We start from the raw sequence: 18950 nt of genomic DNA, 5'->3' as shown, positions 1-18950 counted from the left end.
CGGTCGGGTGATGGTCAGAAGGCGGTCAGATAGCGGTCCAGCTCCCACGGCCCGACCGTGGCATGCCAGTCGAAGAACTCCTCGCGCTTGAGGTCCGCGAAGTACCGGCTCACACCGGGACCGGCCGCGTCCAGGGCGCCGCTGATCACGTCGTCGGCCTGCAGCGCCTCCACGGCGTGCAGCAGGGTGGGCGGGAGTTCCGGGCCCTTGCCGGCCGCGCCGGGCTCGCCCGGGTCGAGGCCGCGTTCGATGCCGTCGAGGCCGGCGGCGAGGGCGGCGGCCGCGGCGAGGTAGGGGTTGGCGGCGCCGTCTCCGCCGCGCAGTTCGATGCGGTTGCCGTCGGGGACACGGACGAAGTGCGTACGGTCGTTGCCGCCGTAGCCCGCCAGGCGCGGTGACCAGGTCGCGCCGGAGCGGGTGGAGACCGCACCCGTGCGCTTGTAGGAGTTGACCGTCGGCGCGATGACGGCCTGCAGCCCCCGCGCATGCTCGACGATCCCGGCGACGAAGGAGTAGGCGAGCGCGGAGAGGCCGAGGCCGCGCTCGTCCGTGGCGTCGGGGAACGTGGGCTCCTCGCCCCGCCACAGCGACATGTGCAGGTGCATGCCCGTGCCGGTGCGGTCGGTGAACGGCTTCGGCATGAACGTGGCGGTCATGCCCCGCTGTTCGGCCAGTACGGACACCAGATACCGCAGGGTGATGACCCGGTCGGCGGTGGTGAGGGCGTCGGCGTGCTTGAAGTTCTGCTCGAACTGGCCGTTTCCGTCCTCGTGGTCGTTGGCGTAGTTGCCCCAGCCGAGGGAGTTCATGGCGCTGGAGACCGCGGTGAGGTGGTCGTACATACGGGTCAGCCCGCGGGCGTCGTAACAGGGCTGAGCGGCGGTGTCCCGGGCGTCGGCGACGCTGAGCACCCCGTGCTCGTCGCGGTTGACGAGGAAGTACTCGACCTCGGCGCCCACCGACAGGGACAGCCCCTGCGCCGCGGCCCGCTCCAGCAGCCTGCGGAGGATGACACGCGGGGCGTAGGGCCAGGGTTCGCCCTCCACGTACGGGTCGCAGTGGACGAGGGCGAGGCCGGGCTTGATGAAGGGGACAGGTGTGTACGACGAGACGTCCGGCCGGGCGATGACGTCCGGGTCGCTGGGCTGCTGGCCGAGCGCACCGGCCGCGTACCCGGCGAACCCGACGCCCTCGTCACAGAGTTCCTCGACGGCCTGAGCCGGGACGAGCTTGGCGCACGGCTTGCCGGTCAGGTCGACGAAGACGGCCAGCACGAACTCGATGCCGTCGGCGCGGACACGCTCCGCGAGATCGGGGGCGGTCACCATGGACCCCTCCTTGGGTGTCTACTGCCATGAATCACTGTTGCCTAAGAGTAGACACTCTTGGCGTTACGGGGGGATTTCCGCCAAGGAAGGTCCCGGTAAGCCGAAGGGCCGGGTACCGCCCCGAAGAGGCGGAACCCGGCCCTGGCGTGCTGTCAGGAGGCGATGGCGGACGGCTCACTGGACGTCAGCTCGCCCGGACCCCCGGAAGGGCCCCGCACCCACAGGGGCTTGAGCCGGTACGTCAGCAGGTACAGCACCGCACCCGCACCGGCCGCGACGAACATGCTCAGGTCGCCCGCGCCCGGGTACGCCTTCGAGAACGGCCCTGTGTAGAAGCTGGACTGCCAGAACGGCACTGAGGCGGCCACCCCGCCCGCCCAGGCGACGAAGCCCCAGTCCAGTACCCGGCGCCGGTCGTAGAGCTCGGCGATGCGGGACGGGTCGGAGCGGCCGCCGAGATAGAAGTCGAGCAGCAGGACGGCGGCGAAGGGGGCGATGAAGTAGGCCGTGAGGTTGAGGAAGACCTTGAACTTGGCCTCCGTGCCCGACTCGCCCCACAGGCTGATCGCATAGGCGAGCAGACAGATGACGGTGACCGCCTGGGAGCGGCTGACCGGGATCTTCAGGGTCTGGACGGAGATGGCGCCGCCGTAGACGTTGAGGAAGTTCTGCGCGAGGGCGGACAGGCCGACGGCGAGCAGGGCGGGGATCGCGAAGGGGCCGGCCAGTTCATGCAGGGCGGTGATCGAGTCGGAGCTGCTTGCGCTGCCGCCGACGACCACGCCGAGGATGCCGAGCCAGCAGATGGTGACGAAGTTGCCGAGGCCGGTGTACCAGGCGGTGCGGGTGACGACCTCGGGGGTGTCCGGCAGATAGCGGGAGTAGTCCGAGGCGAACGGCGCCCACGCCACCAGGAAGGACAGGAACCAGCCGCCGAAGGTGACCCAGCCGCCGGTGGAGCCGATGTAGCCGGAGGCCTTCGGGTCGGCGTGGAAGAGGCTGCCGCCGCGCACCACCGCGACCACGGTGATGAGGAGGAACAGCGGGGTGAGGACGTAGGTCAGCACCTTCTGGAGGTAGTTGATCATGTTGTAGCCGTAGATCGACACCACCAGCTCGGCCGCCGTGAGCACCCCTGCGCACAGCCAGAACGGCAGATGGGTCAGCTCCGCGAACGCCTTGCCGCCCAGGATGACGGTGACCGCCGCCCAGCCGACGCCGGCGAAGACGTTGATGTATGCCACGGGCAGGAAGTTGCCGAAGAAGCCGAGCGGGCCGCGGGCCTGGATCTGCTGCGGGACCCCCAGCCGCACACCCATCCGGGACATCACGGCCATCAGCAGCGAGCCGAGCGCCGCGCCGATGACGATGGCGGTGACGGCGGCGGAGAAGCTCAGCCCGAACCAGGCCGCACTGAAGCCGAGCAGGATGATCGGGAAGTTGAGGCCGGCCGCGAACCACACGAAGAACTGCGAACTCGGCCTGCCGTGCCGCTCGTTGTCGGGGATGTGGTCGACACCGAACGGCTCGACCTTGGTGACCGCGCTGCCGTAGACCGGTGCCGGTGTTCCTTCTGTCATGGCGTGCTCCTGAGGGAGAGGGTCACCACGGCAACGGCGCCGTGTGCGAGATGCCGAAGGCGGGTCCTCAATCAGCTCTTGTATGGCAGAGGACCGTAGGGAGGGGGTAAGGCGCTGTCAACACCTCGCACAAAAAAGCCTTGCGATTACCGGCTCGGCGATCAAATTCACAGGTCAGACTTGTTTCCGGGGCGTTACCCATTGACGCCCCTCACTCAGTCTCCTAGCCTCACTGCCATGGCACAGGGTGCAGTTGACGTCACACGGGCGCGCGCATTACGTTCACGTACCATGCAAGAACCCACGGGACGGGCACGGAAGCCGTTGCAGCAGACCAGCATGCAGGCCAGGGTCGCCGAAGAGCTGCGGCAGATGATCATCAGTGGCGAGCTGCCGCCGCGCTCCAGCCTGTCCGAGATGGCGTTGTCGGAGACGTTCGGCGTCAGCCGCACCCCCATCCGCGAGGCGCTGAAGCAGCTGCAGATCGAGGGGCTGGTGGAGGTGCGGCCCCGGGTCGGCACCTTCGTCGCCGTGCCGTCGCGCCGCGAGATCACCGAGTTGTTCCAGATGAAGGAGCTGCTGGAGGGTGCGGCAGCCCGGCTGCTGGCCTTCCGGGGCAATGTTCCCGAGGTGGAGCGGCTGGCGGAGAACATGCGCGAGGCCGACGAGGCCGTCCGCGCGGGCGACGCCGAACGGTACGCGAAGCTGGTCCACGAGTTCCACGACCTGATCGTCGCCGGAGCGGACAACAGCAAGCTCGATGCGCACTACCGCACGCTCATGAACCAGCTCGCCTACGCGCGCCTGGTGCGCACATCACTCGCCCAGCCGGGCCGGCTCAGCGAGTCCGACCACGAGCACCACCGCGTCCTCGACCTGATCCTCGCCAAGGACGGCGACGGCGCGGAGCGCGTGATGCGCGAACACGTCCGCCGCAGCCACCAGGCCCTGATGGCCGGCATGGACGACCGGCAGGAACAGGGCTGAAAGGTACGGGAGTCGGGCCTCAGGCGCCCGGCACCGGGAACAGCATGCAGCTGCTCGTGGCGTGCGCGAGCAGGCGGTCCGCCGGGTCGAAGAGCTGCGCCTGGGCGAGCGCGGTGCGCCGGCCGCTGCTGACGACGCTGCCGACGGCGCGGACCTTGCCCGTGTCGGCCGTGATCGGGCGCAGGAACTTCACCGTCAGGTCGAGCGAGGTGTAGGCCATGCCCTGCGGCAGGGTGGACTGGACGGCGCAGCCGGCCGCCGAGTCGAGCATCGTCGCGTAGATGCCGCCGTGCACGCTGCCGATCGGGTTGTAGTGCTCCTCGCCCGGCACCAGCGAGAACACGGCGTGGCCGTGGTCGACCTCTTCGAGGTCCATGCCGAGGGTGGCGGCGATCGGCGGCGCGGGCAGCCGGCCGGCGAGGATCTCACGGAGGAAGTGCAGGCCGGAGCCCTGCCCGACCGTGCCCGCCGAGATCGCGGGGTCGTCCCAGTCGTACGTACGAGAGCGTTCCATGCGGCTGCGCTTCCTCCTCGGCCTCCTGGGCCCTCTGACTCTGTTTCTTGAAGCTAGCTCCGTCGTCGGCTGACTGTCAATGTCGAAGCCAGGTGGCCTACGATGACGGCATGAAGTGGCTCGAGATGAGCACCGAGAACTGCACGGTCCAGCGCACCCTCGACCTGGTCGGCGAGAAGTGGACGCTGCTGCTCCTGCGCGACGCCTTCAACGGGGTGCGCCGGTTCGACGACTTCCGCCGCCATGTGGGGCTCTCCGAGGCGGTCCTCTCCGACCGGCTGCGCAAACTGGTCGCGGCCGGGATCCTGGCCGCCGTCCCCTACCAGGAGCGCGGCAGCCGGACCCGGAACGAGTACCGCCTCACCCCCAAGGGCCGCGATCTGTGGCCCGTCCTGGTGGCGCTGCGGCAGTGGGGCGAGACGTATGTCGCCGATCCCGAGGGCCCGGTCCTGGAGATCCGGCACCGCGACTGCGGCGCCCCGGTGCGCGTCGTGGTCGAGTGCCCCGACGAGCACACCGCGCTCTCCCCGACGGAGGTCAGAGTGGTGCCGGGGCCGGCGGCGCGCCCGCGGGCCTAGTGTCCGATGCCGAGCGGCGGATGTTGCCCATGCAGTACGCCCTACCTGGGCGCCTGGAAGCCGCCGATCTTCTGCTCGAGCAGTTCGGCCAGTCGCAGCGGGGTGCGGTCCTCGAACATCGGACCGATGAGCTGCACGCCCACGGGCAGACCCTCGGGGGACCGGCCTGCTGGTATGGCAGTGGCGGGCAGGCCGGGCATCGTGGCCAGACCGGCCCAGACGAGCTGGTCGAGGTACGGGTACCCGACGCCGTCGATGTCGATCCGGCGTTCTCTCGGATCGGGGTTGTGATCGTGCGGGAACGCGGGAGTGGGCGTGATGGGACACACCACCGCGTCGAACTCGGCGAAGAGCTGCCGCCAGCCGTGGCGATGGAGCTCGCGAAGGGTGTTCGCCTCTATCCAGTCGCGGTGACTGAACACCATGGCGCGCAGCCGCGCCGCATCGAGACTCTGGTCGTCCGCGCTCAGTCCGGCGGCCCGGGTCCGCAGCTGCTCGTACGCTTCGACGGGAAAACGTGCAGTGACGCTCGAAAACAGCAAGTGCGTGTAGATCAACGCGGCTTCGGTCAGACCGGGCAGCAGCGGGCTCTGCCGTTCGACGCGGGCGCCGCCGTCGACGAGCGCGTCGGCCACCCGGTTCACGCCCGCCCGCACGGCGGACCCGGTCGGAATGAGCGGATGCTCGTCGAGGACCAGGACCCGGAAGTCGCAGAGCTGCTCGTGGCGCGCGGGCGGCAGCGTCAAGTCGTGTGCCACACCGAGCGTCAGCGGGTCCGGTCCGGCCATTACGTCGAGCAGGAGCGCGAGGTCGCGGGCAGTGCGCGCCATCGGACCGACGACGGCGAGGTCACCGTCGGCCGGCAATGCCGGCGCGGGCGGCGGGACCATACCGCGGCTCGCCGCCAGCCCGAGCGTCGGCTTGTGTGCGTAGACACCGCAGAAATGTGCGGGGGTGCGCAACGAACCGCCGATGTCGGAGCCGATGGACAGCGCGCCGAATCCCGACGCCAGTGCCGCCGCTGATCCGCCGGAGGATCCACCCGGCGTGCGAGCGTGATCCCACGGATTGTTGGTGGTGCCGTAGATCTCGTTGAAGCTCTGCACATCGTGCAGTCCCAGGGGCACGTTGGTCTTACCGAGCACCACCGCGCCTGCGGCCTTGAGCCGCGACACCTGCACCGCGTCCTCGGCGGGCATGTGGTTCCGGTGCAGCGGGATGCCCCAGGTCGTGGGCAGCCCGGCGATGTTGTAGGACTCTTTGACCGTCACCGGAATGCCGAGCAGCGGCCGGTCCTCACCGCGGGCGCGCGCCTGGTCGGCACCTCGCGCGGCGGCCCGTGCACGATCGAAGTCCGGCACACAGATCGCGTTGATCGCCTTGTCGTCCCGCTCGATACGGGTGATCGCCGCGTCGGTCAGTTCCGCCGAGGTCACTTCACCGGCGCGCAAGGCGGTAGCGAGTTCTTCGGCCGTCTGAAAATTCCACTCCATGAATCCGACCGTATCGGCCACTGGGAGAGGCCATGAAATGCCGCTTCGCGCAACGGGGTTGATGTCTCAAGTTCAGTAGCTAGCTGTCGATGACCAGCCCCTTCGCCTCCAGCACGGCGGCGAGGTTGCTGACCTCGATCACGCTCTTCCCGGAGCGGTAGGCGGCGATGTAGGCGTCCTCGGCCTCGACACGCGCCTGGGACTTGCTGATCACCTCCGCCACGTCGTCGCGCCGTACCACCACCACACCGTCGGCGTCGGCGCGGACCACGTCTCCCGGGTTGACGATCTCGCCGCCGATGAGCACCGGTTCGGCCATCGGGCCGACCGTCTCCTTGACGGTGCCCTTCATGCAGACGCTGAACGAGAAGACGGGGAAGCCGAGTTCGCGGAGTTCCCGGGTGTCGCGGACGCCGGTGTCGGTGACGAGGCCGCCCAGGCCCTTGGCGACACACGCGTTGGCGAGGACGTCACCGAAGGAACCGGCTTCCGCGTACTCGCCGGCGGAGACCACGATGACGTCGCCCGGCTGGGCGTGGGCGATGGCGACCTGCAGCATGATGTTGTCGCGGGGAGCGCAGCGCACCGTGAAGGCCGGGCCGCACAGGGACATCGCGGGGTCGACCGGCTTGATCATCGAGTCGAGGGCGCCGAGGCGGCCCTGTGCCTCGTGGATGGTGGCGGCGGAGTACTTGCCGAGTTGCTCGACGAGTGCCGGGGCGGGACGGTCGAACTTGGTGTTGACGCGGATCATGTTGCTCCTTCAGCGCAGGGCCGCGCACGCGCGGGCCATGCGCTCGCATGCTTCGGTCAGGACGTCGGTCGAGGTGGCGAAGGAGATACGGAAATAGCCCGGCGAGCCGTAGGCCGCACCGTGGATCACCGCGATCTGCTCCGAGTCCAGCAGGTACCGGGCAAAGTCCTCGTCGGTGCGGATCTCCTCGCCCGCCGGGGTCCGTTTGCCTTGTACGCCCGTGCAGTTGACGAAGGCGTAGAAGCCGCCGCTGGGTGGTGTGCAGGACAGGCCGGGGATGTCGTTGACGAGTTTCACCGTCAGGTCGCGGCGCCCGCGGTAGGCGGCGACGCACTCGCGTACGAAGGTCTGGTCGCCGGTGAGTGCGGCGGCTGCCGCGGCCTGGCTGATGGACGACGGGCAGGAGGAGATCTGCGACTGGAGGGCGTTGACGGCAGTGACCAGCTCGGCGGGGCCGGCGCCGTAGCCGATGCGCCAGCCGGTCATCGCGTAGGTCTTGGAGACGCCGTTGGTGAGGAACACCCGGTCGTTGAGGCGGGGTTCGACGGCGGCGAGGCTGGGGACCTCGCCCGGCTCGTACCAGATCTCGTCGTAGATCTCGTCCGTGAGGACATGGACGTGCGGGTGGGCGAGCAACACCTCGGCCAGGGCCTTGAGTTCGGCGGTGGTGTAGGCGGCCCCGGTGGGGTTGCTCGGGGCGTTGAGGATCACCCAGCGGGTGCGGTCGGTGATCGCCGACTCCAGCCGCTGCGGGGTGAGCTTGAAGCCGTCCTCCTCCGGGCAGTCGACGACGAGCGGTGTGCCGTCGTTGGCGAGAACCATGTCCGGGTACGACACCCAGTACGGGGCCGGGATGATCACCTCGTCGCCCGCGTCCAGGGTGGCCATCAGCGCGAGGAAGATGACCTGCTTCGCTCCCCCGCCGACCGCGATCCGGCCGGCCGGAATGTCGAGTCCGTGGCGCTCCTTGAGCTTCTGCGCGATGGCGGCTCGCAGTTGAGGGGTGCCGTTGACCGGGGTGTACTTCGTGTCGCCCTGCCGGATCGCCTGGATCGCGGCGGCCTTCACATGGTCTGGGGTGTCGAAGTCGGGCTCGCCCACGGTGAGGTCGAGGATGGCGAGGCCCTGGGCCTTGAGTTCACGGACGCGCTGGGCGGCCGCGGTGCTCGGGGACGGCTTGATGCGCCGTACGCGCTGAGCGGTCGTCATCAGTCGGCCCGCCTCTCGAAGTTGAGGCCGCCCGGCACCTGGAAGGTCGGCAGGATCTCCACATGGCCGATGTTCACGTGCCGCGGGGAGCCGACCGCGAACTCGATGGCATCGGCGATATCCTCGGGCTTCAGGGACTCGTAGCCGTCGTAGAACTGGCGCTGGGCCTCCTCCATGTCGCCGAGGAGACGGCCGAAGATCTCCGTCTCCACCCGGCCCGGGCAGATCTCGGTGACCCGGATACGACGGCCGTACCCGTCGACCCGGAGCTGGCGGGAGAGCGTGTGCACGGCCGCCTTGGTGGCGTGGTAGATCGTGTTGCCGCCGAAGTTGTAGATCCCGGCGATCGAGCTGATGTTGACGATGTGGCCGCGGTCGCGCTCGACCATCCCTGGCATGAGCAGACGTACGAGGTGCAGTACGGCCTGGATGTTGACGGCGATCTGCTCGTCGACGGCGAACTCGTCGGCGGTGAGGATGTTTCCGGTGCGGGAGACCCCGGCGTTGTTGACGAGGACGTCGATGTCGAGGTCCCGCACGGTCTCGGTCAGGGCCGCGGTGTCGGTGATGTCGACGGAGTGCGGGGTGCAGCCCGTGCGCCGGGCGAGGTCGTCGAGCCGCTCGGCGTTACGGGCGATGGCATGGACCTGGAGCCCTTGTTTGGCGAGCCGTTCGACGACCACTGCTCCGATTCCGGTGGAGGCACCGGTGACCAGGGCAGTCCTGTAGTCGGAAAAGGGCATGGGGGTGTGTCTCCTACCGGGTTGAGGGGGGTTGGTTACGCGTCGCGCAGCGGCAGATGTGCCCTGTCCTGCACCCGGGACACGGCGAGCAGCGTGCCGAGGGCGGTGACGACGGCGTAGAAGGCAGGCATGTTGGTGTTGCCGGTCTTGTCGATCAGGTACGTCATCAGCAGGGGTGCCGTGCCGCCGAAGAGGGCGGCGGAGACGTTGTAGCCCAGGCCGTAGGCGGAGTAGCGGACACGGGTGGGGAAGAGCTCGACGAGCAGGATGTGGATGACGCCGGTGTGCCCGGCGAAGATGACCGCCATCACGCAGGCGCCGAGGATCGCGAGCGGGACGCTGCCGGTGCCGATGAGCAGGTAGCAGGGAACTCCCGCTATGGCCATGGCGATTGCGGCACCCGCGAGGACCTTCTTGCGGCCGATACGGTCGGAGAGGCGGCCCATGTAGGGGATCGCGAGGGAGATGGCCACCAGGCTGGTCGCGGTGACCAGCAGGCCCTGCACCTTGCTGAAGTGCAGTTCGGTGTTCATGAAGGTCGGCATGTAGCTGAACAGGACGTAGTAGCCGGAGCCGTTCATCAGTGGGATGAACAGGGCGAGCAGCATCGCGCGGCGGTGTTCGGCGGAGGAGAAGGCCTCCTTGAGGGGGTTCTTCGCGAGGCCGCCGCCTTCTTGCAGACGGGTGAAGTTGGGGGTGTCGCTGATCCGCTTGCGGATGTAGATGCCGGTGATGCCGAGCGGGATCGCGAGCAGGAACGGGATGCGCCAGCCCCACGCCTCCATGCGGTCGGCGCCGAGGCCGCTGGTCATGGCGGCGGCGATCAGCGTGCCGGTGAGCAGGGACAGGAACGAGGCGATCTGGGCGTAGCTGGTGTACTGGCCGCGCTTGCCCTCGGGGGCGTGCTCGGCGAGGAAGCTCATCGCACCGGAGGCCTCGCCGCCGACGGAGAAGCCCTGCGCGACGCGCAGCAGGATGAGCAGGACGGGTGCCGCGACGCCGATGCTCGCGTGCGAGGGCAGGATGCCGATGGCCGCGGTCGCGACACTGATCAGCATGATGACGAAGACGAGCATGCGCTGGCGGCCGATGCGGTCGCCGAGGTGGCCGCAGATGATGCCGCCGAGCGGGCGGAAGAAGAACGAGACGGCGTAGCCGATGAAGACGAACTGGACGGCGGTCGCATTGTCCGAGCCGGGGAAGAAGACCGCGGCCAGGGTGCCGGCCATGAAGCCGAAGATGCCGTTGTCGTACAGCTCGGCGAAGATGCCGACGCAGCCGGCGAGGGTGACTTTCCTGGCTGTTCTCGGGTCGACTGTGTTGGGTACCGGCTGAGCGGCGGCCACGGTACTCATGGCGTCTCCTGTCTGGAGGTGGGACGGGGAGGGGGTGCTCACGGCTCGGTGCGGGTGTCTGATCCAGGGGGTGGTGCGGGTGACGGGGGACGGGGATGTCGTCGGGTTTATGGAGGGACGGGGATGCGCAGGGCCTCGAAGACCGTGCGTACGCGTGCCTTGAGGGCGTCGACGGCGTGGCGTTGGGCGCGGTGGGCGGTCACCGCCTCGCTGATGCTGCGGCGCCGGAAGCGCAGCGACTGGCCCGGCCGGACCTGCCCCAGTGCGGACAGACCGGTCGCCGTGACGACCGCGAGGACCGGGTAGCCGGCGGTCACACCGCGGCCGCGGTGCAGGACGAGCAGCTCGTCTCCGGCAGGGACCTCCACGGCACCGACGGGGACACCGCGGGAGAGCACCTCACCGGTCGCCACCCGCCGCGGTACGTCGCCGCCAAGACGCAGCCCGATGTGGTTGCTCTGCGCGCTGACGGTGTACGGGGACCGGAAGAGCCGCTCGGCGGTGTCGCCGAACTCGGCGCGGTCCGGGCCGTCCGTGACGTCGATCGTCGCGCACGAGTCGTGGAAGCGCGGGACCGGGGCCTTCAGTCGGAACAGCGGGAGGCTGAAGTGCGGGTGGTCGAGGGGCGGGCAGGGGGTGCGTAGGCCGACTTCGTCGCCGTCACTCAGGGTGTGGCCGAAGCCGAGGATGGTGTCGGGTGCACAACTGCCTTGCAGCATCGGGGCGTTGAGGGAACCGAGCACGGCCAGGTAGACGCGGATGCCGAGCCGGATGCCGGTGATGCGGATCGTCTGGCCGGAGCGCACGGAGACGGGCTCCCACCGGGGGCGGGCGACGCCGTCCACGGTCAGGTCCGCGGGTGCGCCGGTCACGGCCACGAGCACATCGGTCGAGGGGGTGCAGCCGAAGTCCAGGGCGGTGATCTCGATCAGCGGTGCGCCCTCGTCGTTTCCGCACAGTACGTTCGCCACGCGGGCGGAGTGCTGGTCGAGGGCGCCGTTGACGGGAAGGCCGTAGCGCGAGCGTCCGAAGCGGCCGAGGTCCTGCACGGTGGCCAGTCCGGCCCGTTGAATGGTGACGGTGTCAGCCATGGGCCGCCGCCAGGGGTACGCCGACGTGGTCGTCCCACTCGTCGGGGGTGATCGGCCGGAAGCGGAAGGTGTCGCCGGGCCGGTACGGGGTCAGCGGGTCGGCGTCGAGGTCGAGCACGGACAGCGGGGTACGGCCCAGGAGCGGCCAGCCGCCGGGCGACGGCATCGGGCAGATGACCGCCTGCCGGCCCGCCACCGCGACCGATCCGGGCAGGACGCGCGTGCGTGGCGAGGCCAGGCGGGGAACGGGTTTCGGGAACGCCGGGCCGTCCATCATCGGGGCGCCCGCCGGTGCGCCGAGACATCGGACGGTCAGGTCGGCACCGGAGTGCAGCTCCACGACCTCTTGCTCGCTGAGCCCCAACTGCTGGGCCACGACGGGCAGATCGGGGCCGTGGTCACCCCCGTAGACCACGGGAACCACGAATCGCCGTGCCGCGACGGCCCGTTCGGGCCGCTCGCCGAGCCGGTCGACCTCGCGCCGCAGCACTCGTCGTACCGTCTCGTGGTCGGTATCCGCGCAGTCGAACTCGACGAGCAGCGCGTCGTATGTGGGCACGATGCCGTGCACCCCGTCCGGCCGGACCGCGTCGAAGGCGTCGGCGAGGGCGTGCACGAGCTGCCAGTCGCGCTGTGCGTCGCCGCTCACGGCGCGGGCCACGACGGCCGAGTCTCCGCAGTCGACGATCACGACGCCGCTGTTCGTTTCAGGCATCGCGTCCGTGTCAGACATCCCGGCCCTCCGATACGTCGGCATCCCGGCCGTCCAGGACGTCGGAGAGTGCCGTGATCTTGATGTCGGCGGCGAGCAGTTCCTCGCGGATGCGGTGGGCGAGGGCGATGGCTCCCGGGGTGTCGCCGTGCAGCAGTACGGTGTCGCAGCGGACGGGGAGGTCCTGGCCGCCGACGCTGCGGATGACGCCGTCGGTGACCATCCGTACGGTCCGCTCGGCGATCTCCTGCTCGTCGTGGAGGACGGCGCCGGGCTCGCTCCTCGGCACCAGCGTGCCGTCGTCGCGGTAGGCCCGGTCGGCGATCCCGACGATGCCGACGCGCAGGCCACGCGCGCGTGCCGCGTCGGCGAGTTCGCCGTCCTGGGCGAGCACGATCAGCGAGGGGTCGAAAGAGGCGACGGCGTCGGCCACCGCGGCCGCGTAGTCCGGGCGGACCGCGACCAGGTTGCCGAGCCGTCCGTGCGGGGCCATGTGCTGTACGCGCGTGCCGTGCGCTGCCGCGAAGGCCTGCAGCGCACCGATCTGATAGAGCATGTCGGTGCGGACCTCGTCCGGGGACAGGTCCATCGCGCGGCGGCCGAACCCGACGAGATCGGGAAAGCTGGGGTGCGCGCCCACGGCGACACCGCGCCGTACGCAGTGGCGGACGGTGGCGTCCATGATCCGCGGGTCGCCGGCGTGAAATCCACACGCGATATTGGCCGAGGTCAGCACATCGAGGAGCGCCTCGTCATCGCCCATGGTGTAGGCGCCGAAACCCTCGCCGAGGTCGGCCACGAGATCGACCGTGTGGGTCATGGGTTTCCTCCAGAAAAAGGAAGGGAACGGCGCCTGCAAGGCCGTCGGAAATTCATTCGTAACGCGCGGGGGCTGCCCGGCATAATATGCGCGGACTTCCCGGACGGGCGGCCGGAAATCTGCGTTTCGGTGAACGTAATCCCAACGGGACGTGGCGGCAAATATGCATTCTGCGTGACGTAATCACCGCTGGATATGACCCGCGTCACCACTGCGAGGGCCGGTCCGGCGGTCCGGCCCCTACGATGAGGCACCGCTCCAGATGGAAGGCCGCGCATGGACACCAGGCGTCTCTACTCGTTCGTCAAGATCGTGGATGCCGGGAGCATCACGCGCGCGGCCGACATCCTGCATATCGCGCAGCCCGCGCTCAGCCAGCAACTCTCGGCGCTGGAAGCCCAGTTCAAACAGCAGCTGCTGATCCGCAGCAAGCGCGGGGTCGCCCCGACCGAGGCCGGCCGCGCGCTGTACCGGCACGCGCAGCTCATCCTGCGCCAGGTCGAGCTCGCCCACGCGGCGGTCGACGTCTCCGGCCGGGCGCCTGCGGGCAACGTCTCGGTGGGCCTGGCCCCGTACAGCATGGGCGCGGCCCTCGCGCTGCCGCTGCTCAGGAGCGTGCGCAAGCGGTACCCCGACATCCTGCTGCACATCAACGAGAACTTCGGCGGCGTCATCAGCGAGGCGATCATGACGGGCCGCATGGACATGGCGTTCATCTACGGCGCCGGTCCGCTGCGCGGGGTGCAGTTCGAACCGCTGCGCACCGAGGACCTGTTCCTGATCGCCGCGCCCGGCTCGGCCGCGCCGCCCGGAGAGGGCGACGTCCCCCTGGAGGCGCTGGCCGATGTGGGCCTGCTGCTGCCCAGCCGTATCCACACCATCCGGCAGGTCGTCGAGGGCGCCTTCCAGCAGGCGTCGATGAAGCCGCGGGTGATCGGCGAGATCGAGTCGGTGCTGACCCTGGTCAGCGCGGTCGGCGCCGACCTCGGGGCGACGGTCCTGCCCCGGTCGGCGGCGCGCGCGATCCTCGACGTACGGAATCTGGTGGTACGGCGGATCGTCGACCCGGCCATCCCGGTCAAGCTGTCGCTGTGCACGTCGGACAGCCAGCCGCTGTCGGAGCCGGCGCTCGCGGTGCACGACCTGTTTCACGAACAGATACGCATTCTCGATAGCGTCACGTAAAACTTCTATTTGTTGCCCTGCAGTGCGCTGCCTAACGTTTGCGCCAATCGCCGTCATTCAATTCGTACGGCGCGGAAGGCAACAGGAGAAACAGATGCGGCAGCGTGTGCTCGTCACCCGTGTGAGCCTTCCCGGCGGGGGCCTGACCCGCCTGGCGTCCCACGCGGATGTCGTAGGTCCCGGTCCGGTGGTAGGCGGCGTGAGCGGGATCCTGGCGCTCGGCAACGACCGGGTGGACGCCGCGCTGCTGGACGCCGCAGGTCCTTCGCTGCGGGTCGTGGCGCTGGCGAGCATGGGGTACGACGCGGTCGACCAGGAGGCGGCGGCCGAGCGCGGTGTCGTCGTCACGCACACCCCGGGCGTGCTCGCCGAGACCACCGCCGATCTGACCTTCGCCCTCGTCCTCATGGCCCGCAGGCGGCTGGGCGCGGCCCGCGACTCGCTGGCCGCCGGGCAGTGGGACATGTTCCGGATGGGCGACTACCTGGGCCTGGACGTGCACGGCGCGACACTGGGCCTGGTCGGCTACGGCCAGATCGGCCGAGCGGTGGCCCGCCGGGCCCAGGGCTTCGGCATGCGGCTGCTGCACCACGACCCGTACGCCCCCGCCGACGCCCTCTCCACCGCCGTGGACCTGCCCACGCTGCTCGCCGAGTCCGACGTGGTCTCGCTGCACGTCCCCCTCACCCCGGGGACCCGCCTCCTCATCGGCGCCGCCGAACTGGCCGCCATGAAGCCCACCGCCACGCTGGTCAGCACCTCACGCGGCGGCGTCGTCGACGAGGACGCGCTCCTGAAGGCCCTGCACGACGGAGTCATCCACTCAGCGGGGCTGGACGTCTTCGAGCGCGAACCGATGGGCACCGAGCTGTCACCGCTGGTCGGCGACCCCCGTGTGGTGACGCTCCCCCACATCGGCTCGGCCACCGAGGCGACCCGGGCCGCCATGGTGGACCTCGCGGTCGACAACATCCTCCAGGTGCTCGCCGGCCGCCCGGCCAGAACCCCGCTGCCGGGCAGCGCGGCAGCGCCGGGCGGGCGGGGCCTCGCCTGAGACGCGTAGTGCGGCAGCAACAGACCGGCCATCAGACCCAGGCGTGCGCGACAGCGAAAAGGCTTCCGCCGACGAGGGCTCTGGTCCTATCGTCTGAGCCCGTGATCAGAAACGGCGTTCCGCTGCCCCCGACGGTCTACCCGCTCGCCAAGGGACGTGTGTGGGCCATGCTGGCCGGCTCTTTGGTCTTCGTCGCTGTGGGCATTGTTTTCCTGGTCGCCCACAGCACCCTGAAGATGACGGTGGCAGGGGCGCTGGCCGTGCCCTTCTTCGGGTTCTGCTCGGTGCTCATCATCCAGCGCCTGCTCCGCGCCCGACCGGAGTTGGTGCTGGACGACGCGGGAGTGGACCACGTGCGGCTGGGCCGGTTCGGCTGGGACGAGATAGCCGCCGTGCGGATGCGCGAGCAGCGGGTACGTAACGCCTCGCAGTGGTTCATCGAGCTGGTGCTGCATGATCCGGACGCCTATCTGGCTCGAGCACCCAGGCTCGTCCGCAGCACCGCGTCCATGAACGCACGACTCGGCTTCGGTCCGGCCAACATGGCCACAAACACCCTGCCGGTGCCGCCTGAGGCGGTCCTGGACGCGATGCGGCGTCACTGCCCCGGACTTGCAGTACAGCACTGAGCGCGCCCGTCGGCCGACCGCCGCCCGCGGACCGGATCGGCCGGCATCAGCGGCAAGATCCGGTCCCACACAGCAGCAGTGATCAGTAGTCGGACAGGCCGATTCGATCAACTGGTCAGCGCATCGGAGAGACGCGCGCTAGGCGTCCTGGCCGTCCGGCTGCCGGACCACCGGCCGGCGCTCGGCGGAGCGGCGGCGGCGCAGCAGCAGCCGTCTCGCGGGGCGTTCCACCGCCTCGTACAGGACCCAGGACAGGCCGAGGGACACGGCGAAGGCGACGGTGGTCACGGCCAGCCCCGCCGTCGGGCCGTAGAGCGGTTTCGTGCCGAGGAGGTTGGTCCCGGCCCGCAGTACGAGCAGGTGGACCATGTAGAAGGCGAAGGAGAGCTCCCCCAGCCGTACCAGTCGCCGGTGGCGCCACATCGAGGGCAGACCGTGCAGATCCGCGACGGCCGCCGCCGCGATGAGCAGGGCGAAGCCGACGACGGTGCAGGTGGTGGGCGCGTAGCCGTCGGTGACCTGCGGGACGAGGAAGTAGCCGATGATCGCGAGGGCGAGCGAGGCCTCCAGGCCGGGTCCGCGCCACCGGTCGAGCAGCACCAGCCGGGCGACGGCGACGCCCAGGACGAACTCGGGCAGCCGTGCGGCGGGGAGGGACGCGATCGGCTGGTCCAGCCAGTGGTGCGCGTCCACCCACGCCAGTGCCAGGACCGCCAGCACCGACACCCCGGCGAGCGCCGCCGACCCCCGGGCGCCGAGACGGCGCAGAAGCAGCGCCAGCAGCGGGAAGACGGCGTAGAAGAAAGCCTCGCAGGCCAGTGACCAGCTGACCGGGTCCAGCGTCTGCCACCAGGGGCGCCACCAGGAATGCACCAGCAGGACATTGGCCAGCCCCTGGCTCAGGGTCGGCTTCGACTGATGCGCCAGCGTGTAGGCCATGAGCAGCGCGATGGCGGCGGTGACCAGGTGCACCGGCAGGATGCGGGCGATGCGGCGGCGCCAGAAGGCGGGCGCGCGGTCGCCCGGCCGGGCGGACCAGGTCAGGACGAACCCGGACAGCACGAAGAAGAACGACACCCCGGTGGCGCCGGCGCCGAACGCCCAGTTGACGAGGGAGCCGGCCCTGCCGTCGAAATAGTGGAAGTTGTGCACGTGCAGTCCGAAGACCAGCAGCGCGGCAATCCATCTCAGCCCGGTGAGGGACGGCAGCGAGGGCGCCGGAGCGGTCGGGGCGCTCTTGGTGGAGGCGGGGGGTGCGGTGGCGGACGGCGACCGGGGCGCCCTGGTCGCCGTCGTCATCGAATCACCTGCTGGGGACTGTAGGTGCTGGGCTTGAAATGGAGCATGAAGGGGAACGTTGCCCGTTCAGCACCTTTCAATCACTCGCGTACCCAACGTCACACCAATGGGGCGCACATCGGCGCCGCAGCCGCTCAGTCCTGGTGGTTTCGCTTGCCCAGACGTTCGAGAACGGCACGCGCCATCGCTTCCTCGCCCTTGGCGTTGGGGTGCGCGGGGGCGGCGGGTGAGGTCGGCTGGAGCGGTTCGAGCCAGCGGACGTCGGGCGCCTTGCACATGTCGTGGCCCACCGTGGGCCCGTAGGTGTCGACGTACTCCGCACGGTCCCACGCGGCCACCAGGCGAAGCATCAGGTTCAGCCGCTTGCCGGTGTCCCGCAGATAGGGGAAGTCCCCTGCAGCGAACGGCACCGAGGGGTAGCAGCCGCTGCCGTCGTCGGGCAGCAGGTCGGGGTAGCCGACGACGAGCACCCGGGCGTGCGGCGCCCTGGCGTGCACGGCCCGCAGCACCGCGTCGATCTTCGGCGCCGTCCGCGCGATGTCGAGGGACAGCTGGTCGATCCCGGACGAGGAGTAGTAGCGCCGGCAGGGATCTCCCGTCGGATCCTGGGAGCTGAGCTTGGCGCAGGTGCCGATGATGGAGCTGAAACCGACGTCGTTGCCGCCGATCTGGACCGTCACCAGGTCGGTGGCCCGGTTCAGCGCGTCCAGCTGGGGCCCGTTGGTGCCCTGCGCCTTCCACATGTTCTCGGTGGTCGCTCCGCTGCAGCTCACGTCCTTGAACGCGGTCACCCTTCGCGCCGCCGCCACGATCGAGGGGTAATTGTGGTCGGAGCGGGCGCAGTTGGCGTCCACCTGCTGCGGGATGAGGGGGCCCGCCGTATAGGAGTCCCCGAGCGACACATAGCGTGTGTCCCGGCCGTACCCCCCGCCGCCGTCCGCCGCGGCCGGCGTCGTGGACGCCGCGACGAGGGCGCAGCCTCCGAGCGCCGCCCCCACCGCGATCCCCCGCCTGCGACGTCTCGCCGCTGAGCCCGAACGCGTCTCGTCCGCCATGCGATTCCTCCCCCTGAGACCCGGACGTCGCGCGGAACCGGCACCGAGAGCACGGGCATCACACGCGACGGAGTCTGTATACCGCCCGGTATGTCTCCGCGGCCAGAGGCAGGAAGCAGGCAACTGCCCTTTCCGTAGAGGGAGTCCAGCGCAGTCCGCCGATTGCACGAAGCCGAAATCCCCGGCGGTCGGGGCCGGCGGCGACTCTGCGGCGCGAGCCGAATCGACATGCCCGTTGGGTCCCCGCCCCAGGTAGGTCTATCGTCTGAATCGTGGGCCAGAACATAGGAGAGCGGCCATGATGCCGCAGGACGAAGCCGTGATCGGCTGCACGGGGAAGGTGCTCGTCGGAACCCGCGGATCCGCGGGGCCCGGCGAAATCCTGGTGCGGGTGAGAGGCGGCTCCGAGACCTTCCTCGCCTGGTCCGAAGATCCCCTGCCCACGGGGGCGACCGTGCTCGTGATCGAGTCGCGCGGATGCCGAGAGGTCGGCGTCATCGAGTGGGTGGATCCATTGGACGCGCTGGGCGGCGACACCGTCGGCGCAGACTGAGGAGTAGAAAG

19 protein-coding genes are annotated in these 18950 nt (G+C 69.7%); 6 read left to right on the top strand and 13 right to left on the bottom strand.

The window, feature by feature from the left end; genetic code table 11:
* Nucleotides 1-14: 14 nt before the first annotated feature.
* Together glnT and P2Q00_RS03635 are read right to left on the bottom strand one after the other, a co-directional pair.
* Nucleotides 15-1328 (bottom strand): type III glutamate--ammonia ligase, encoded by a 1314-nt coding sequence (gene glnT / locus P2Q00_RS03640; protein WP_275769340.1) that lies wholly within the window; start codon nucleotides 1326-1328, stop codon nucleotides 15-17.
* Between the two features lie 152 nt (nucleotides 1329-1480).
* Nucleotides 1481-2908 carry a purine-cytosine permease family protein gene (locus P2Q00_RS03635; RefSeq protein WP_275769338.1) on the bottom strand — a complete coding sequence of 476 codons (1428 nt, stop codon included), beginning with the start codon at nucleotides 2906-2908 and terminating at the stop codon, nucleotides 1481-1483.
* 291 nt (nucleotides 2909-3199) lie between these two features.
* On the opposite strand from P2Q00_RS03635, the gene P2Q00_RS03630 reads away from it, so the two are divergent.
* On the top strand, nucleotides 3200-3895 hold the full coding sequence (locus P2Q00_RS03630) for a GntR family transcriptional regulator (RefSeq protein ID WP_275769337.1): 696 nt from the start codon (nucleotides 3200-3202) through the stop codon (nucleotides 3893-3895).
* A 19-nt stretch (nucleotides 3896-3914) separates the two neighbouring features.
* On the opposite strand, the gene P2Q00_RS03625 is transcribed toward P2Q00_RS03630, so the two are convergent.
* Nucleotides 3915-4409, bottom strand: coding sequence for a PaaI family thioesterase (locus P2Q00_RS03625; protein ID WP_275769336.1), 495 nt, complete (start codon nucleotides 4407-4409; stop codon nucleotides 3915-3917).
* Nucleotides 4410-4519: 110 nt separating this feature from the next.
* On the opposite strand from P2Q00_RS03625, the gene P2Q00_RS03620 reads away from it, so the two are divergent.
* A complete protein-coding gene (locus P2Q00_RS03620; protein WP_275769334.1) occupies nucleotides 4520-4987 on the top strand; it encodes a winged helix-turn-helix transcriptional regulator in 468 nt (155 codons plus the stop codon).
* A gap of 41 nt (nucleotides 4988-5028) precedes the next feature.
* Here the strand turns inward: P2Q00_RS03620 and P2Q00_RS03615 are convergent, their stop codons facing one another.
* The 8 genes from P2Q00_RS03615 to P2Q00_RS03580 form a co-directional block, all read right to left on the bottom strand.
* The gene (locus P2Q00_RS03615) at nucleotides 5029-6480 is read right to left on the bottom strand and encodes an amidase (protein WP_275769513.1); all 1452 of its coding nucleotides are present in this window, start codon (nucleotides 6478-6480) and stop codon (nucleotides 5029-5031) included.
* Nucleotides 6481-6559: 79 nt separating this feature from the next.
* Nucleotides 6560-7234, bottom strand: coding sequence for a 4-carboxy-4-hydroxy-2-oxoadipate aldolase/oxaloacetate decarboxylase (locus tag P2Q00_RS03610; protein WP_275769333.1), 675 nt, complete (start codon nucleotides 7232-7234; stop codon nucleotides 6560-6562).
* A 9-nt stretch (nucleotides 7235-7243) separates the two neighbouring features.
* On the bottom strand, nucleotides 7244-8443 hold the full coding sequence (locus P2Q00_RS03605) for an aspartate transaminase (protein WP_275769330.1): 1200 nt from the start codon (nucleotides 8441-8443) through the stop codon (nucleotides 7244-7246).
* Nucleotides 8443-9186, bottom strand: a complete 744-nt coding sequence (locus P2Q00_RS03600; protein ID WP_275769329.1) for an SDR family oxidoreductase — start codon at nucleotides 9184-9186, stop codon at nucleotides 8443-8445. Before P2Q00_RS03600 ends, P2Q00_RS03605 begins: the two co-directional genes overlap by 1 nt.
* Before the next feature lie 35 nt (nucleotides 9187-9221).
* Nucleotides 9222-10541 carry an MFS transporter gene (locus tag P2Q00_RS03595; protein ID WP_275769328.1) on the bottom strand — a complete coding sequence of 440 codons (1320 nt, stop codon included), beginning with the start codon at nucleotides 10539-10541 and terminating at the stop codon, nucleotides 9222-9224.
* A gap of 107 nt (nucleotides 10542-10648) precedes the next feature.
* Nucleotides 10649-11632, bottom strand: coding sequence for a 5-oxoprolinase subunit C family protein (locus tag P2Q00_RS03590; RefSeq protein ID WP_275769327.1), 984 nt, complete (start codon nucleotides 11630-11632; stop codon nucleotides 10649-10651).
* Nucleotides 11625-12365 carry a 5-oxoprolinase subunit B family protein gene (locus P2Q00_RS03585; RefSeq protein WP_275769325.1) on the bottom strand — a complete coding sequence of 247 codons (741 nt, stop codon included), beginning with the start codon at nucleotides 12363-12365 and terminating at the stop codon, nucleotides 11625-11627. The genes P2Q00_RS03590 and P2Q00_RS03585 overlap by 8 nt, the downstream gene beginning before the upstream one ends.
* Complete coding sequence (locus P2Q00_RS03580; RefSeq protein WP_275769324.1) at nucleotides 12358-13164, bottom strand: LamB/YcsF family protein; 807 nt, start codon at nucleotides 13162-13164, stop codon at nucleotides 12358-12360. Before P2Q00_RS03580 ends, P2Q00_RS03585 begins: the two co-directional genes overlap by 8 nt.
* Before the next feature lie 276 nt (nucleotides 13165-13440).
* Between P2Q00_RS03580 and nac the strand changes: the two genes are divergently transcribed.
* From nac to P2Q00_RS03565, 3 genes are all read left to right on the top strand, one after another.
* Entirely contained in the window at nucleotides 13441-14349 is a 909-nt protein-coding gene (nac, locus tag P2Q00_RS03575; RefSeq protein ID WP_275769321.1) for a nitrogen assimilation transcriptional regulator NAC, read from the top strand.
* Nucleotides 14350-14443: 94 nt separating this feature from the next.
* Complete coding sequence (locus P2Q00_RS03570) at nucleotides 14444-15403, top strand: 2-hydroxyacid dehydrogenase (RefSeq protein WP_275769319.1); 960 nt, start codon at nucleotides 14444-14446, stop codon at nucleotides 15401-15403.
* Nucleotides 15404-15504: 101 nt separating this feature from the next.
* Entirely contained in the window at nucleotides 15505-16032 is a 528-nt protein-coding gene (locus P2Q00_RS03565) for an STM3941 family protein (RefSeq protein ID WP_275769317.1), read from the top strand.
* A gap of 138 nt (nucleotides 16033-16170) precedes the next feature.
* On the opposite strand, the gene P2Q00_RS03560 is transcribed toward P2Q00_RS03565, so the two are convergent.
* Together P2Q00_RS03560 and P2Q00_RS03555 are read right to left on the bottom strand one after the other, a co-directional pair.
* A complete protein-coding gene (locus P2Q00_RS03560) occupies nucleotides 16171-17331 on the bottom strand; it encodes an acyltransferase family protein (protein ID WP_275769315.1) in 1161 nt (386 codons plus the stop codon).
* 134 nt (nucleotides 17332-17465) lie between these two features.
* Nucleotides 17466-18386: an SGNH/GDSL hydrolase family protein gene (locus tag P2Q00_RS03555; RefSeq protein WP_275769312.1), complete on the bottom strand. Its 921-nt coding sequence runs from the start codon at nucleotides 18384-18386 to the stop codon at nucleotides 17466-17468.
* Nucleotides 18387-18687: 301 nt separating this feature from the next.
* Between P2Q00_RS03555 and P2Q00_RS03550 the strand changes: the two genes are divergently transcribed.
* Nucleotides 18688-18939 carry an NfeD C-terminal domain-containing protein gene (locus P2Q00_RS03550; RefSeq protein ID WP_099934556.1) on the top strand — a complete coding sequence of 84 codons (252 nt, stop codon included), beginning with the start codon at nucleotides 18688-18690 and terminating at the stop codon, nucleotides 18937-18939.
* The last annotated feature ends 11 nt before the right edge of the window (nucleotides 18940-18950 follow it).

Source organism: Streptomyces coacervatus, from assembly GCF_029223485.1.
GTDB classification, from domain to species: Bacteria; Actinomycetota; Actinomycetes; order Streptomycetales; family Streptomycetaceae; genus Streptomyces; species Streptomyces coacervatus.
This window is presented reverse-complemented; position numbering and strand designations above follow the sequence as displayed.

Excerpts from the sequence above, each read along its gene's own strand:
- P2Q00_RS03590 (WP_275769327.1), bottom strand. The coding sequence starts at position 11,632 with ATGGCTGACACCGTCACCATTCAACGGGCCGGACTGGCCACCGTGCAG.
- P2Q00_RS03635 (WP_275769338.1), bottom strand. The coding sequence starts at position 2,908 with ATGACAGAAGGAACACCGGCACCGGTCTACGGCAGCGCGGTCACCAAG.
- P2Q00_RS03615 (WP_275769513.1), bottom strand. The coding sequence starts at position 6,480 with ATGGAGTGGAATTTTCAGACGGCCGAAGAACTCGCTACCGCCTTGCGC.
- P2Q00_RS03555 (WP_275769312.1), bottom strand. The coding sequence starts at position 18,386 with ATGGCGGACGAGACGCGTTCGGGCTCAGCGGCGAGACGTCGCAGGCGG.
- P2Q00_RS03625 (WP_275769336.1), bottom strand. The coding sequence starts at position 4,409 with ATGGAACGCTCTCGTACGTACGACTGGGACGACCCCGCGATCTCGGCG.
- P2Q00_RS03585 (WP_275769325.1), bottom strand. The coding sequence starts at position 12,365 with ATGTCTGACACGGACGCGATGCCTGAAACGAACAGCGGCGTCGTGATC.
- nac (WP_275769321.1), top strand. The coding sequence starts at position 13,441 with ATGGACACCAGGCGTCTCTACTCGTTCGTCAAGATCGTGGATGCCGGG.
- P2Q00_RS03580 (WP_275769324.1), bottom strand. The coding sequence starts at position 13,164 with ATGACCCACACGGTCGATCTCGTGGCCGACCTCGGCGAGGGTTTCGGC.
- P2Q00_RS03620 (WP_275769334.1), top strand. The coding sequence starts at position 4,520 with ATGAAGTGGCTCGAGATGAGCACCGAGAACTGCACGGTCCAGCGCACC.
- P2Q00_RS03600 (WP_275769329.1), bottom strand. The coding sequence starts at position 9,186 with ATGCCCTTTTCCGACTACAGGACTGCCCTGGTCACCGGTGCCTCCACC.
- P2Q00_RS03550 (WP_099934556.1), top strand. The coding sequence starts at position 18,688 with ATGCCGCAGGACGAAGCCGTGATCGGCTGCACGGGGAAGGTGCTCGTC.
- P2Q00_RS03610 (WP_275769333.1), bottom strand. The coding sequence starts at position 7,234 with ATGATCCGCGTCAACACCAAGTTCGACCGTCCCGCCCCGGCACTCGTC.
- P2Q00_RS03595 (WP_275769328.1), bottom strand. The coding sequence starts at position 10,541 with ATGAGTACCGTGGCCGCCGCTCAGCCGGTACCCAACACAGTCGACCCG.
- glnT (WP_275769340.1), bottom strand. The coding sequence starts at position 1,328 with ATGGTGACCGCCCCCGATCTCGCGGAGCGTGTCCGCGCCGACGGCATC.
- P2Q00_RS03560 (WP_275769315.1), bottom strand. The coding sequence starts at position 17,331 with ATGACGACGGCGACCAGGGCGCCCCGGTCGCCGTCCGCCACCGCACCC.
- P2Q00_RS03570 (WP_275769319.1), top strand. The coding sequence starts at position 14,444 with ATGCGGCAGCGTGTGCTCGTCACCCGTGTGAGCCTTCCCGGCGGGGGC.
- P2Q00_RS03630 (WP_275769337.1), top strand. The coding sequence starts at position 3,200 with ATGCAAGAACCCACGGGACGGGCACGGAAGCCGTTGCAGCAGACCAGC.
- P2Q00_RS03605 (WP_275769330.1), bottom strand. The coding sequence starts at position 8,443 with ATGACGACCGCTCAGCGCGTACGGCGCATCAAGCCGTCCCCGAGCACC.